General features: G+C 49.0%; 18 protein-coding genes. 16 read left to right on the forward strand and 2 right to left on the reverse strand.

From position 1 onward, the window contains the following. Positions 1–211: 211 nt before the first annotated feature. From MKX75_RS08290 to MKX75_RS08365, 16 genes are all read left to right on the forward strand, one after another. On the forward strand, positions 212–1,213 hold the full coding sequence (locus tag MKX75_RS08290; RefSeq protein WP_076330227.1) for a beta-ketoacyl-ACP synthase III: 1,002 nt from the start codon (positions 212–214) through the stop codon (positions 1,211–1,213). Further along, positions 1,203–2,495, forward strand: coding sequence for an ATP-grasp domain-containing protein (locus MKX75_RS08295; protein WP_339169281.1), 1,293 nt, complete (start codon positions 1,203–1,205; stop codon positions 2,493–2,495). Before MKX75_RS08290 ends, MKX75_RS08295 begins: the two co-directional genes overlap by 11 nt. Beyond that, positions 2,492–3,487, forward strand: coding sequence for an NAD-dependent epimerase/dehydratase family protein (locus tag MKX75_RS08300; RefSeq protein ID WP_339169283.1), 996 nt, complete (start codon positions 2,492–2,494; stop codon positions 3,485–3,487). The genes MKX75_RS08295 and MKX75_RS08300 overlap by 4 nt, the downstream gene beginning before the upstream one ends. Further along, complete coding sequence (locus MKX75_RS08305; protein WP_339169284.1) at positions 3,481–4,341, forward strand: MBL fold metallo-hydrolase; 861 nt, start codon at positions 3,481–3,483, stop codon at positions 4,339–4,341. The genes MKX75_RS08300 and MKX75_RS08305 overlap by 7 nt, the downstream gene beginning before the upstream one ends. Continuing rightward, complete coding sequence (locus tag MKX75_RS08310) at positions 4,338–5,666, forward strand: F390 synthetase-related protein (RefSeq protein WP_339169286.1); 1,329 nt, start codon at positions 4,338–4,340, stop codon at positions 5,664–5,666. Before MKX75_RS08305 ends, MKX75_RS08310 begins: the two co-directional genes overlap by 4 nt. 59 nt (positions 5,667–5,725) lie before the next feature. Then, positions 5,726–6,646, forward strand: coding sequence for an SDR family oxidoreductase (locus MKX75_RS08315; protein WP_254847788.1), 921 nt, complete (start codon positions 5,726–5,728; stop codon positions 6,644–6,646). A 49-nt stretch (positions 6,647–6,695) separates the two neighbouring features. Further along, positions 6,696–6,827 carry a hypothetical protein gene (locus MKX75_RS08320; protein WP_303048943.1) on the forward strand — a complete coding sequence of 44 codons (132 nt, stop codon included), beginning with the start codon at positions 6,696–6,698 and terminating at the stop codon, positions 6,825–6,827. Positions 6,828–6,858: 31 nt separating this feature from the next. Continuing rightward, positions 6,859–7,440, forward strand: a complete 582-nt coding sequence (locus tag MKX75_RS08325) for a DJ-1/PfpI family protein (RefSeq protein ID WP_076330231.1) — start codon at positions 6,859–6,861, stop codon at positions 7,438–7,440. After that, positions 7,437–8,015: a GNAT family N-acetyltransferase gene (locus tag MKX75_RS08330; RefSeq protein WP_076330232.1), complete on the forward strand. Its 579-nt coding sequence runs from the start codon at positions 7,437–7,439 to the stop codon at positions 8,013–8,015. The genes MKX75_RS08325 and MKX75_RS08330 overlap by 4 nt, the downstream gene beginning before the upstream one ends. Continuing rightward, a complete protein-coding gene (locus MKX75_RS08335; RefSeq protein ID WP_076330233.1) occupies positions 8,012–8,899 on the forward strand; it encodes a serine/threonine-protein kinase in 888 nt (295 codons plus the stop codon). The genes MKX75_RS08330 and MKX75_RS08335 overlap by 4 nt, the downstream gene beginning before the upstream one ends. An 88-nt stretch (positions 8,900–8,987) precedes the next feature. Next, on the forward strand, positions 8,988–9,356 hold the full coding sequence (locus MKX75_RS08340) for a hypothetical protein (RefSeq protein ID WP_076330234.1): 369 nt from the start codon (positions 8,988–8,990) through the stop codon (positions 9,354–9,356). A gap of 2 nt (positions 9,357–9,358) precedes the next feature. Next, positions 9,359–10,078 (forward strand): GNAT family N-acetyltransferase, encoded by a 720-nt coding sequence (locus MKX75_RS08345; protein ID WP_339169290.1) that lies wholly within the window; start codon positions 9,359–9,361, stop codon positions 10,076–10,078. After that, positions 10,075–10,545, forward strand: coding sequence for a GNAT family N-acetyltransferase (locus MKX75_RS08350; RefSeq protein WP_339169292.1), 471 nt, complete (start codon positions 10,075–10,077; stop codon positions 10,543–10,545). The genes MKX75_RS08345 and MKX75_RS08350 overlap by 4 nt, the downstream gene beginning before the upstream one ends. Before the next feature lie 67 nt (positions 10,546–10,612). Then, the gene (locus tag MKX75_RS08355) at positions 10,613–10,999 is read left to right on the forward strand and encodes a hypothetical protein (RefSeq protein WP_339169294.1); all 387 of its coding nucleotides are present in this window, start codon (positions 10,613–10,615) and stop codon (positions 10,997–10,999) included. Positions 11,000–11,211: 212 nt separating this feature from the next. Continuing rightward, the gene (murI, locus tag MKX75_RS08360) at positions 11,212–11,994 is read left to right on the forward strand and encodes a glutamate racemase (protein WP_339169295.1); all 783 of its coding nucleotides are present in this window, start codon (positions 11,212–11,214) and stop codon (positions 11,992–11,994) included. 15 nt (positions 11,995–12,009) lie between these two features. Further along, positions 12,010–12,570, forward strand: coding sequence for a histidine phosphatase family protein (locus MKX75_RS08365; protein ID WP_339169296.1), 561 nt, complete (start codon positions 12,010–12,012; stop codon positions 12,568–12,570). 68 nt (positions 12,571–12,638) lie between these two features. Here the strand turns inward: MKX75_RS08365 and MKX75_RS08370 are convergent, their stop codons facing one another. Then, the gene (locus MKX75_RS08370) at positions 12,639–13,001 is read right to left on the reverse strand and encodes a DUF423 domain-containing protein (RefSeq protein ID WP_339169297.1); all 363 of its coding nucleotides are present in this window, start codon (positions 12,999–13,001) and stop codon (positions 12,639–12,641) included. 68 nt (positions 13,002–13,069) lie between these two features. Then, positions 13,070–13,999 (reverse strand): type I pantothenate kinase, encoded by a 930-nt coding sequence (gene coaA, locus MKX75_RS08375; RefSeq protein ID WP_062833405.1) that lies wholly within the window; start codon positions 13,997–13,999, stop codon positions 13,070–13,072. Positions 14,000–14,090: the final 91 nt, after the last annotated feature.

Genomic DNA, 14,090 nt, shown 5'->3' on the forward strand with positions numbered 1-14,090 from the left:
TTTTTCAAAAAGTCCGCTTTTGATTACGAAGGATGCCTAGTGGCATCATCAGCATCGAATATGGTATTCAGCCGAAATGTCCGTTGCTCACGTAGTTTTCCTACGCTCCGCTACTCCATTTCTAGCTTCATCCCATCTTCTCGGTACTGAAAACCGGTCTTTTTGAATACGAACTTATTATCAGTCAGATGAACAGAAAGAGGTTGGGGAAATGCAACTTAGAAGAGTAAGGATCGCGGGAACGGGGAAGTACCTGCCTGAACAGGAAGTTACCGATGAGGAACTGGACCGTCGCTTGGGCGTGCCTGCCGGCTGGGTTAGCAAAGCAACAGGCGTAGGTATACGCCACTATGCTTCGGGTGAAGAAACCTCTTCCTTCATGGGCGCGCGGGCTGCCGAAGCTTCACTAGCGGATGCAGGACTGCAATTCAGTGATATCGACTGCTTGGTGTGTACCAGTGGCACGAAGGAACAACCGTTACCAAGTACGGCGGTGTTTATCCAGCAGGCCATGGGGCAGGAAGATTCGGGCGTACCTGCCTTTGACGTGGATGCAACCTGCCTGAGTTTCCTGAACGGACTGGATGTGATCTCCTATATGGTAGATGCCGGACGTTACCAGCGAGTACTGCTCGTAGCCACTGAGATTGCCTCAGCCGGACTGAATTGGTCGGATAAAGAGAGTGCGGCCCTGTTCGGAGATGGAGCGGCCGCCGTCATTATTGAGCGTTCGCCTGAAGGATCATCGTCGCAGATCGTCCATGCTTCCCTTCAAACCTACAGCCGAGGTGCTCGCTTCTCGGAAATTGCAGGTGGAGGTACACGGATGCATGCTTCGAATTATAAAGCAGATCAGCCTGAACCGTACCTATTTCATATGGATGGACAGGCGATCTTCCGCATGGCTTCCAGACTTTTGCCTGGATTCATCGGCGATATGCTGCAAGCGACCGGGAATCGAATGGAGGATTTCCAATTGGTCATTCCTCATCAGGGAAGTGCCATGGCGATGAGATTGATCCGCAAGAAGCTAGGGATTGCTGAAGATCGATTCATGGACATCACACGAAATCACGGCAATACGATTGCGGCGTCCATCCCGATGGGTCTGCATGAAGCGATTAGACAGCAGCGCATTCAGCGCGGGGATCGCGTGCTGATGATTGGCACGGCTGCCGGATTATCATTGGGAGGACTCATTTTTGACTACTAGATCTGGGGAAACTGAACATCGTGCATCTGCTTCTCTCCGTGTGTTGCTTACAGGCGGAAGGGCCCCCGTAACGCTCGATCTGGCACGCATGCTTCATCGGGCAGGCCATCGGGTCTATGTTGCGGAGAGTGCCGTACGGCATCTGACCAGATCATCTAGTGCAGTGGAACAGTGTGCTGCGGTCCCATCGCCGCGTCATGACACAAGTGCGTATCTGGCGGAGCTGGAACGGTTGGTTCAGGATTGGCAAATTGACCTATTGATTCCGATGTGTGAAGAAGTCTTCTATGTGGCTCAAGGGGCAGACAGACTGCGTTCATACTGTCGTGTTTTGATCTCTTCATTGGAGCAGCTGCATGAGCTGCATCATAAATATGATTTTATCCAGCTCGCAAGATCACTCGGTCTTTCGGTTCCGGATACACGCCTGATCAACAGTCGGCAGGAATGGATGGAAGCTCAGTCTGTTCTGGAAACGATGGGGGATTGGGTATGGAAACCGGTGTATTCCCGTTTTGCCGCCAAAGTTCGCATGCCGACGTTTATGACAGATGACACGGGGGCAAGGACTGATCAGCAAGGAAATGTAAGCCAAAAGAATCATCGACATATCCGTAACGATCCTCCGGACGAAGGGGAATTATCCTCTGTTTCACCTTGGGTTGCACAGGTATTCATTCCTGGTCAGATGTTATGTACATACAGCATAGCGCATGAAGGGCAACTGGTTGCGCATTCCACTTACGACAGCCGCTATCGTACAGGTAGCGTGGGAGCGAGTATTTTTTTTGAACAGGTGGAACATGAAGGTGCCCTTGCGTGGGTGAGACAATTTGCCCAGGCAACGGGGTTTAGCGGACAGATTGGGTTTGATTTTATAGAAGGTCAGAATGGTCGAGTGTACGCAATTGAGTGTAATCCGAGGGCAACGAGTGGGATTCATCTGTTTCACCCCGGAGGTGACTTGGTACGTGCACTGACTGAACCTGAGACATTGATCAAAGAAAGAAAAATGATCATGCCGGCACAGGGCAGCAAAGCCATGCTCATGCTTCCCATGCTGGGAAGCGGGGTTCAGCAGATCTTCGGCAAAGGAAAGTTCTTTGCATGGATAGCAGCGTGGCGTGGCACCAGGGATGTGGTCTATGCACGACAGGATCTTCAACCTTTAATGGAACAATTCGGAGTGGTGCTGGCCGCATGGCGTCTGGCAAGATCGCAGAAGTGCTCGCTGACTGAAGCTTTGACTCACGACATAGAATGGAACGGTGAACAACAATGAACAGAGCATTGGTTACAGGAGCTACGGGATGTCTGGGTAGGCACCTCGCGATCCGACTTGCAAAAGAGGGATGGGAAGTCACCGGTATGGGCCGACAGCCTAAGGTTGGTGCAGAACTTGAGTTGGCAGGAATCCGATTCCAGAGTGGAGATATACGGGATGAGGCAGCAGTAAACGAAGCGTGTATGGGACAGGATGTGGTGTTTCACTGCGCAGCTCTATCCTCCCCATGGGGCCGATATCGTGATTTTTATAGCAGTAATGTAGAAGGGACACAAAATCTCGTAGATGGCGGTATACGTGGTAATGTACAGCGATTCATACACGTCTCGACGCCGAGTATATATTTTAACTACAACCCGCGATATGACGTACATGAGAATGATCCGCTGCCAGCCAAACCAGCCAATCATTATGCAGCCACAAAGCTTCTCGCTGAGCAGGTTGTGATGAAGGGGCATGCGAAGGGACTTCCGTCGATCATGATTCGACCGCGAGCGATCTTTGGCCCGTATGATCAGACGTTATTTCCCAGAATTGTAGCAGCAAATGCGAAATCGGGCGTGCCCATGATCGGTGGTGGACAGGCATTAATCGATCTGACATGTGTGGATAATGTGGTGGATGCCCTATTATTGTGCCGCGATGCCTCTAGCGAAGCACTCGGCCGAGCTTACAATATCTCCAACGGCGATCCGAGGGCGTTCAGTGAGTTGGTAAGCAGCTTGTTTGGCATGCTGGGTATGCCATTGCGTCGTCGAGACATTCCGTATAGGACGGCATATGGAGCGGCAGCATTGCTGGAGCGAGTTCATGGCTTTATTCCTGCGCTGGGTGAACCTCCGTTGACACGGTACACAGTCGGCTCCTTATCTATTCCACAGACATTGGATATTACAGATGCACGGGAGCGATTGGGGTACATCCCTCGGGTATCTATCGAAGAGGGTTTGCAGCAATTTGCAGACTGGTGGAGGGCTGAATCATGCTGACAACAACTCCGGTGAAACTATATTTGGGTGCGGCGGGTTACTGTACACATCCAGAGTTTCTGACGCTGCGCGGTGGTCGGTTGAGCCCGGTGCCTTTCCCGGCAGGATTTGCCTGCATCATTCATCCCGTACATGGACCGATGCTGCTGGATACGGGTTATAGCTCCCGCTTTTTTGAGGAAACGGCTCATCTGCCCAATGCACTGTATCGGCATATTACACCTGTGGTTTATCGTGAAGAGGATAGTGCCGTTCATTTTCTGGCTGGGCTTGGACTGAAAGCTTCCGATATTCGGTATATCATCCTCTCGCATTTTCACGGCGATCACATCGCGGGTGTACGAGATTTCCCGGAGGCTCAATTCATCTATCTGCCCAGAGCTTATGATGCTGTACGCTCACTCGGTCCGATTGCGGCTGTAAAGGCAGGCTTTCTTGCCGGGCTGTTGCCCGAGGGTTTTACGGCCAGATCATTGCCTGTTACGTGTCAGCCTGAGCGGTTGACGAGAATAGGGGAAGGATTCCCTTTTGATGAGGTCTACGATATCTTTGGCGATGGCAGTGTGCTGGGGGTGGATGTATCCGGGCATGCGGAAGGTATGATGGGGCTCCTGCTGCGTACGGAAGAACACGACTATTTCCTGTGCGCGGACGCGGTGTGGTCGAGTCGGGCTTTTCGTGAACAGCGCAGACCTCATGCGCTCGCGGGTATTATTATGTCGAATCGACAGGAATACCATCGTAACTTTGACCGATTGGTTCAGCTGCATCAGCAGTTTCCTCACATTCGGATTGTGCCGAGTCATTGTCGAGATGTACTAGACGCTTGGGGTACAGGAGGGCAGAAACGATGAGCAATACCCTCCGTATTGTGTTTCATTATGCGCTTGCACGTGGGCTGCGAGCATGGAAAACGCGAGAACAACTGGAGCGCTGGCAAGAGCGGCGGGTTATTCGGCATGTTCATCAGATCCGTGTCCGATCTCCATTTTACCGGAAGTGGTGGGGTAGCTTGAACGCATCCGACTGGAGAAGATTTCCGTTGATTGATAAATCGATTATGATGGAGCACTTCGATACACTGAACACGGTGGGCATCACCAAGGACGAAGCGCTGGCTCTTGCAGGTGAAAGTGAAGAAACGCGTGACTTCAAACCTTCCATTCAAGGCGTGACGGTTGGAATGTCTTCGGGTACGTCAGGGAACCGGGGGATATTTCTGGTGAGTGATCGGGAACAGGATGCGTGGACGGGCACGGTGCTGGCCAAGTTGCTGCCTGGTGGACTGTGGAAACCTGCAAAGATTGCGTTTTTCCTGCGGGCCAACAGTAATCTGTATGAATCCGTGCAGCGTGGCAAATTGCAGTTTCAGTACTTTGATCTGCTGGAGCGTGTGGAGACCTTGGTGAATCGGCTGGAAAACTACCAACCTACCGTGTGGGTGGCTCCTCCATCTATGCTGCGTCTGTTGGCGGACGCCTATGTGGCAGGCAATTTGACCACTGTACCGGATAAAATCATCTCGGTTGCCGAGGTTCTGGACCCCCTGGATCGCAAGGTGCTGGAGCAGGTCTTCGGACAGACCGTTCATCAAGTCTATCAGTGTACGGAAGGATTTCTGGGTGCGACCTGTCGTTATGGCACACTGCATTTGAATGAAGACATCGTGCATATTGAAAAAGAGTTCATTGATCTTGCCACCCGGCGGTTTGTACCCATTATTACGGACTTCTCCAGAACATCACAGCCGATTATCCGGTATCGGCTGAATGATATTCTGACTGAGGCGGCGCTACCATGTGCCTGCGGTTCCCCGTGTACCGCCATTGAGCGGATTGAAGGCCGCTGTGATGACACGCTTTATTTTTCAAACATACATACGGGTGAGGCGGTACCGGTCTTTCCGGATTTCGTGACCCGTGCAGTCATTGCGGCTTCGCCGGATATTGAACATTATCGTGTGGTGCAGCAAGGGAACGGGACAATGGAAGTATCTCTTCGGCTTGCCGGGAGCGGAGTGATGGCTCAGGTTGAGACCAATGTACGGAGTGAACTGATGAAGCTGGGAGAACGGCTTGAATGCACTCTGCCTGAGGTCAGATTCGTTCCGTATACGTTCGAACCGGGAGTCACGAAGCTGCGCAGGGTGGAGCGACGGCATAACGGAGTGGCGGATTAGAAGGAGTCTTGCGATCTAGGTAAGAAGTAAGCAATTTACCGAGGAAAGAAGGTCACGCCGTGACAGTAGAGGAACACTTAACAGAAGCCGGACAGGGACGGATTAACACAGGTTCTGATGCAGCGAAAAAGACGAAGGAGGGAGCTAACGCTCCTGTGGCCTTAATTACAGGTACATCCAGTGGTTTCGGTATGCTTACCGCAATCACCCTTGCCATGCAGGGATATGTTGTGGTTGCTACAATGCGTGACCTGAGTCGAAGAGAAGAATTGGTGAAGCTGGCTGAACAGGCGGGGATATCCGAACGTTTGCAATATGTGCAACTGGATGTGACGGATGCTGAATCGGTGCAGAAAGCTGTGAGGTCCGTACTTCTTAATAATGGCCGAATCGATATGCTGGTGAACAATGCAGGATTTGCGGTGGGCGGGTTCATTGAGGAAGTATCGATGGAGGATTGGCGGCGACAGATGGAAACGAATCTATTTGGATTAATCGCCGTGACACGTGCGGTCCTGCCTGTGATGCGTGAACAGAAGCAGGGACTGATTATTAACTTGTCCAGCGTCAGTGGGTTGTCCGGTTTTCCAGGGTATGCGCCCTATGCTGCCTCTAAATTCGCTGTGGAAGGGTTTACGGAAAGTTTGCGCCATGAGATGTCTTCGTTTGGCGTTCGGGTGGTATTAGTAGAGCCTGGCTCTTATCGCACGCCGATCTGGAATAAGGGTCTGGAGGAAATTCACCGTAACGAACATTCTCCATACAAGCATAAGCTGGATGCGGTTCTTCGTTATTCCAAACATGCGAGTGAAACTGCACCTGACCCACAGGAAGTGGCAGATCTGATTGGCCGAATTGCGCGGATGCGTGCACCAAGGCTTCGATATGCGCTGGGAAAAGGTTCGCGTGTGCTGATCATAGGCAAATCGGTACTACCCTGGAAGTGGCTGGAGCGGATCATCGCCCATGGCTTGAAGTAAAGGACACAAGAATTATGATTATGTAATTTCCAAAAGGGAGGGACTAGCCGTGTTCGAAGTTATAGTCATTATGTTACTTCTTATCATTGTGGGTCTGCTCTTTCATATCAATAGCAAGCTGCCAGCGCGTGACCGGCTGAAGGAAGCGATGGAACGTGATCGGAATCAGAAACATAATTAGGATGCTCCAAATTAAAACGCGGAGGTTACCAATGAAAATTGCATTCGTTTTGTTTGATGGACTGACTTTTCTTGATTTTGCCGGATTTTATGATGTGATCAATCGGTTGAATTTCTTTGAACCAACCAAAGGAACGACGTGGGAAACCTGTGCCATAACAGATCAGGTCACGGATGAGTCTGGTTTAACGTTGAAGGTGGATCGAGTGAAGCCTGACCTATCGGAATATGATCTCGTGTTTATCCCCGGGGGCATGGGAACGCGCAAGCTTCGATATGACGAGGCCTTCGTAGGTTGGCTAAAACAGGCTGAGTCTGTGCCTTTGAAGGTTTCGGTGTGCACAGGCTCTCTGCTGCTGGGTGCGGCTGGTTTTTTATCCGGTAAAAAAGCAACAACACATCCCCGTGCATATGATTTGCTTGAGCCGTATGTCGCCGAGGTAATTCAGAAGCGGATTGTAAAAGATGGAAATGTAATTACAGCCGGTGGAGTAGCCACGTCCATTGATCTGGGGATTTATGTTGTTGGTTTGCTCGCAGGGCAGGAAGCGGCGGCGAATGTGAAACTTCAGATCGATTATCCTTATGAGATGCAGGGAGTGGTAGAAGAATGAACGAAGATCGAAAGCAAGAGACCTATATCATTCGCAATATTCAGCGAGATGAAGCAGACATCTACTGGCCTTTGCGACTGGAAGCACTGAAAACACATCCTGAAGCCTTCGGGGCTTCGTTCGAGTTGTCCATTCAGATCCCCATGAATGAAGTGCAAGAGCGCATACATAATGAGCCCGATGATTATATTCTCGGGGCATACACAGCAGAAGGAACTCTCGCGGGAATGATGGGGTTCAAAAGGGAGTATGGCCTAAAACTCAGGCACAAAGGCATGATCTGGGGCGTCTATGTTGCTCCGTCATATCGTGGAAGTGGCTTAGCTTCGCGCTTGCTCCGCGAGGTGCTGGATCGCGGAAGACATCTGGAGGGCATCAAGCAGATTAATCTGAGTGTTGTTACAACGAATGAATCAGCCCGACGTTTATACGAGCGATATGGATTTGAAGTTTATGGCATCGAACGTAACGCATTGGAAGTCCATGGCCAAGGATATGATGAGGCGCATATGAATTACTTTTATGCGGAGCGTTCAACATTGGATGATGATATCAGCACAGGAGGAGTCCGATGACAGATCATGTTGAACATGAAATCGATGGTGTTTCCTTTGTCTTGAAAGAGTCTCATTCTTTCGAATGGTTACGGCCCTTGGGTATGGTCTTTCGCGTATTTGATCAGCAGGATTCAGGGAATCTCTCCTTCGGTATTGTGCAAAAGGATGGAAAGCGATTGTTCGTTAAATATGCGGGAGCACATACAATTCATGCAAATCATACGGGAAGTCCCCCGGAAGCCATTCGTCATCTGAAATCATCTGTTTCCGTCTACGAAGATTTGGCGCATGACACGTTGATTCGACTAACGGATCATTTTGCAACGGATGAGGGTTATGCCTGTGTCTTCGATTGGGTGGATGGGGAATGTTTGCATTCCCAGTGGTATTTCCCGCCTCCTGCCAAGTATGAAGATCCGCGTTCGCCCTACTATCGGTTCAGACAGCTTCCAGTGAAAACACGTATTCTGGCAATGGAGCAGATTCTGAATTTTCATATCGAGGTGGAACGGAGAGGTTATGTGGCTGTTGACTTGTATGATGGCAGTCTAATCTATGATTTTGACAGAAACTTCATGAAAATTTGTGATATCGATCTATATCGGAAGGGCTCTTTTACCAATACCATGGGGCGTATGTGGGGATCTTCCCGCTTTATGTCTCCCGAAGAGTTTGAACTAGGCGCACCCATAGATGCGGTTACCAATGTATTCAACATGGGGGCAACGGCGTTCGGGTTGCTTGGCGGGGAGAAAGATCATTCCTATGCCAGATGGGATGCCGGAGAAGCATTGTATCAGGTTGTGATGCGTGCGGTGAGTGCCGATCGGTCCGAGCGGTATGCAACGATTGCAGAACTCAGTGAGGCATGGAAAGAAGCTATGATGCAAGGTCATGAGTGAGTGGGCAGAATTTTCGCAAATATGCAAAATCCATTCGTATGTGTGTGTGAAAACCCGTATAATGGAAATTATTAAGGGGGTGCAGACGATGTGCAGATATGCCATGTCAGGACCATATAAAGATATCTATGCCTGCTTCAACTGTCGCAAATCATTCAAACAAGTTTCCCGACACGATCTGAGTCCTGAAGTGGCTGCCAAGCTTGAATATAAGTGTCCGCAATGTGCTGTATCTATGGTTAGTATGGGACAGGATTTTCAGGCACCTAAGCAAAATGATACCAAACAATGGACCAAAGTGATGACGCTGTATCGTCATGGTTTTACCTATCATAATTGCGGGTGCGGGGCAGGTTATCGTCCTGCTGAATTACGTCAATTGCCGGTATTTCTGGAGCAGCAGGAAGCTGGTAAAGGCAGTGTAGGCGAACGATTATTGCAAAGGTTAACTTCATAGCTATGATTCCAAAATCTAACCTGTCGCCTATGGAATTGTTGAAAATACAGGCGAGTACCTTATATACGTTCAACGAGCACCAGCGTCTTCTAAGTATTAACGAACCGGGTGGTGGGCAGGCTCCAGCCATTTTTATCGGTGTGACTTCTGCGGGTTCACTAACCTATTATCATGAGCAGTTACCCCCGAATCTAGTGGCTGAGTTGGGCATCGTTAGCCAGCTTCCATTGGATATTCCGAAAATAATTCAAATGGTGGAAACCTTTGAGTTAGTCAACCGTGTGTGGATGGGACCAGCCTATGCTTTTCCTGAAACATCAGATGAGTGGGATCTGAAGGTTCAGTTGATTGGTCAGGAGCAGCGTTATTTGCTGGCGGAGCATTTTCCGGAATTAAAGGATCACTTGCATGAAAAAAAACCTGTTGCCGCTTATGTTATTAACGGTTCTGCTGTGGCAGTGTGCTTCTCTGCAAGGGTCTCCATTCATGGTGCAGAGGCGAGCCTCTATACGGCCCCTGGTCATAGAGGACATGGATATGCAGCAGAGACGGTAAAGTGCTGGCAGTATTATGTTAAGGAGCGTGGACGCATGCCGATCTACAGTACATCCTGGGATAATCTTGCTTCACAGCATGTTGCCCGCAAACTGGGACTAATTCAGTTTGGTGTGGATTTCAGCATCACCACTCAGAATTCGAGGGAGGGCTGTGACGTCCAATGATCCGCACTTTTGTACAAAAGGATCTGCAATATGTCATTGAAGCGCATATCCGTATTTATCGAAAAGAGTATAATTATGATGATAGCTTTGCTGAATTTATCACAAATGCGGTGAATTCGTTTGGACTTACGGGCAATCACTCAAGGGAGATGTTGTGGATCGTTGAGCTGAATCATTCAGCTTCAGGCTCCATAGCTCTTACTCAGGTGAATGATAATACGGCTCAACTACGCTGGTTCCTGATCGAACCGGAAGCGCGTGGTGCAGGATGGGGCGGTCAGCTTATTGAACAGGCCGTTCTTTTTGCAAAAGAAAAGGGCTACACATCCGTGATCCTGTGGACCAATGAGTCTTTGATCGGCGCGCGTAGATTATATCAATCTGTGGGCTTTGAAGTGAAGGAAGTCCGCAAGCAGATGCTGTCAGGCCAAGAGCTTACCGAAGAACAATGGGAACTTGTTCTGTAGTTTGCCGAGGGCTCAAGCTTTACAGCCGAACCTGTTGCGTTAACTCTTTTTTGATAGGAGTGGTACAGTGAATCGCAGAAGACTGATTCTGGGTCTGTTATCCGTATGCACAGCATTGACGGTAGCTGCGTGTTCGACTCGGACAGAAGACCAAGCATTATCAGTAACCATTGAAAGCAAGCTGCAGCAGATGGTTAGCGACCCTGTCCTCCTGACCAGCAGTAATCCAAATGATTATATTGCTGGTAACCGTGAGGTTTACGATGACATCTTGCATACGGGTGAGGCAGGACTGCTTTTACTGCTACAGCAGCTCGAATTCAGTCCGGATAACGGTCTTAAGGAATGGATCATGGCTCAGGCCAGTACTGAACTGCTTGGAGAGCATAACCCCGTAGAGGCATGGCATAGTGGCAAGGACTGGCTCAGACAGTATAAAATGAGCGTAGAATAATGGCTTATCTTCTCTATATTACCTGACTTAGCGGAAGGAATGGAGGAGGCGGAATCGATTCTGAAGAACGATCCGTAACCGGAATGGTTCCCGCAAGTCGTCAAGCACTGTAGTGTGTGATGAGCCGGAAGTACAAACCTCACCTCCAGTCAGCATGAGCAGCATTGAGAGGTTCCTGGAACCCGAAAGAATACATTATAGAGGTGAAATCCTTGACTAAGAAAATTACTTTTTTTGATTCAGGCATCGGTGGTTTAACCGTTTTGCATAAGGCATTACAACAGTTTCAGGAAGAACAATTTCTGTATTATGCGGATACCTTGCATGTCCCATATGGAACCAAGTCTGCGGATGAGGTTAGAGGACATATTTTTGATTGTGTGGAAGCCATCGTTCAGGAGGATGTCCAAGCAATCGTGATTGCTTGTAATACAGCAACCAGTCTGGCTGTGAAGGATCTGCGCGCCAAATACGATATTCCGATTATTGGCATGGAGCCTGCGGTGAAACCAGCCGTGGAGATGAATCGTGACAGTGGGAAGAGAGTGCTTGTATTTGCTACGGCCCTCACCTTGAGTCAAACCAAGTATAACGAACTGGTATCGCGTGTTGATGATCACCACAGTGTGGATTCCATTGCGCTGCCGGAGCTTGTGGAATGGTGTGAACAGCTGGACTTCGACCCAAGCAAAATCGCTGATTATTTCCGGTTCAAGCTAGCAGATCTTGATCTTCAGGGGTATGGCACAGTGGTGCTTGGCTGTACGCATTATCCATTCTATACGTCCATTCTGCGCACGATTCTGCCCGATCATATACAGATTATTGATGGCAGTACAGGTACGGTGAACCATCTGAAGCAGAGGCTTGGACTGGTGGCTCAGCCTGGAGGCAGAACAGGGGAACAGGTCACTTTCCTCAGTTCATCAGGCCGACCGGAAGAGCAGGAGAAGATGTACAGAGCACTTCAATATCTTGAGATGAACTCCAAATAAGTTACACCATAGGAGGTGATAGCTTTGCAGTCCATTTATCTTATCCGTCACGCCAAGGCCACAGGGCAGGAACCCCATGCAGAGCTTACAGCTGAAGGGCTCAGGCAGGCTGAAAAACTTGCAGATATCTTGGCTCATTATTCCATAACGTATATTGTCTCCAGTCCATGGAAAAGGGCCGTTCAGACGGCTATGCCACTGGGCATAGCAACGTTGCAACATATACATACGGATGAACGTCTCCAGGAGAGGATACTTAGCTCCGTTAATCTGCCTAACTGGATGGATGTGCTGAAACGTACATACGATGATCTGGACTGGGTGGAAGAAGGCGGGGAATCTTCCAGAACCGCCGCTGCAAGAGGGATGTCATTATTGGAAGAGTTATGGAGCAGACCTGAACAGCACGGGGCTGTGGTTACACATGGAAACTTGTTATCACTACTTATTCGTGAGTATGAATCATCCTTTGGTTATGAAGAGTGGACCAAACTGTCTAACCCGGATGTGTATGTGTTGGAGCGACAATGGCCAGATGCAGGGCTACCCACCATCCGTAGAATTTGGACAGATTGAACAGCAAAAGAGTGCTCCAGCGATAGTATATCAGCCAGAACACTCTTTTCGTTTATCACCGTACATGTTTACAATGCGGCAACAATGATCATAACCCATCCAGCTAGAAATGCGACTCCGCCGATTGGGGTAATGGCTCCCAATTTTCGAACACCCGTTACACTTAAAGCGTACAAGCTGCCAGAGAATAAGATGATCCCGGCGAACAACAGCCATCCGGCCAGCATGACGAGTGAAGAGGATTCGAGGCGGTCTGCCAGCAGTCCGATCAGGATGATTCCAAGTCCGTGGATTAGGTGATATTGAACGCCGGTTTCATAAATTTTGATCATGTCAGCGGATAATTTGCGCTTGAGCGCATGTGCGCCAAAAGCACCCAAAGCGACAGCCAGGAACATCATAATACTGCCTAAGATAATCAGGGTTTGCAATGTGTTTTTCTCTCCTTTTAAGGGTAATTAGATACAACATCAAATGAGTTGTCCAGCATGAATGTTGTTTACAGTTTGCGCAATTGAATCTGCCCAATGGAGTGATCGGCTTCCTTTTTCAGAATCAGCCGGGCACGTCCTTTGGTTGGCAAAATGTTTTCATGCAGATTCTTCGCATTGATATCCTGCCAGATCTGATTGGCCGTACGCACAGTTTCTTCTTCATCAATATTGGCGAATCGTTGATGGAAAAAGGAATCTGTGTTTTGAAACGCTGTATTGCGGAGCAGCTTGAAACGCTCAACGTACCAGTGCCTTATATGTTCTTCTTCCGCATCAATGTAGATGGAGAAATCGAAGAAATCACTGACCAGTAAAGGCGTTTCTTTTTTGATCTGGAGCACATTGATGCCCTCAATAATGAGAATATCTGGCTGACAGATCTGTTTTTCTTCCCCTTGAATGACATCGTAGGCGAGGTGAGAATAGACCGGCGCTTTCACTTCGGGTTTGCCTGATTTCACATCACCCATGAACTGAATCAGGGATTTGATATCATAGCTTTCCGGGAATCCCTTGCGGTTCATAATGCCCTTCTCTTGCAGCACGGCATTGGGATATAAGAAACCGTCGGTTGTGACCAGGTCAACCTTGGGGCTATTCTTGCCTCTGGCGAGCAGTGCCTGAAGCAAGCGGGCCGCTGTACTTTTGCCCACGGCAACACTTCCCCCGATTCCAATGATGTAGGGGGTGGGGAGAGCTTCTTTTTTCATAAAGGAGGCCGTCAGTCGATTCAGTTCTCGTGAAACTCTTGCATATAAGTCAATAAAGTGGGTAAGAGGCAGATATATATCTTCGACTTCTTGAATCGATACCTCTTCATTCAATCCCTTTAACTGTTCTAATTCGGCTTCCGTCAGTGGAAGAGTGGTCTGATGTTCTTTAAGTTCAGCCCATTCCTTGCGGTTAAACTCGATGTAAGGAGAGTATAAATTCATGAGATCCCGCTTTCTGTATGTAATATAATCGTGGACACAACCTTTAGTGTACCAAATTTCAGGAAACTGACAACACCTTTACATTGTGCAT

Origin of the sequence: Paenibacillus sp. FSL R5-0341, from assembly GCF_037975235.1 — a bacterium.
Taxonomy (GTDB): domain Bacteria; phylum Bacillota; class Bacilli; order Paenibacillales; family Paenibacillaceae; genus Paenibacillus; species Paenibacillus amylolyticus_A.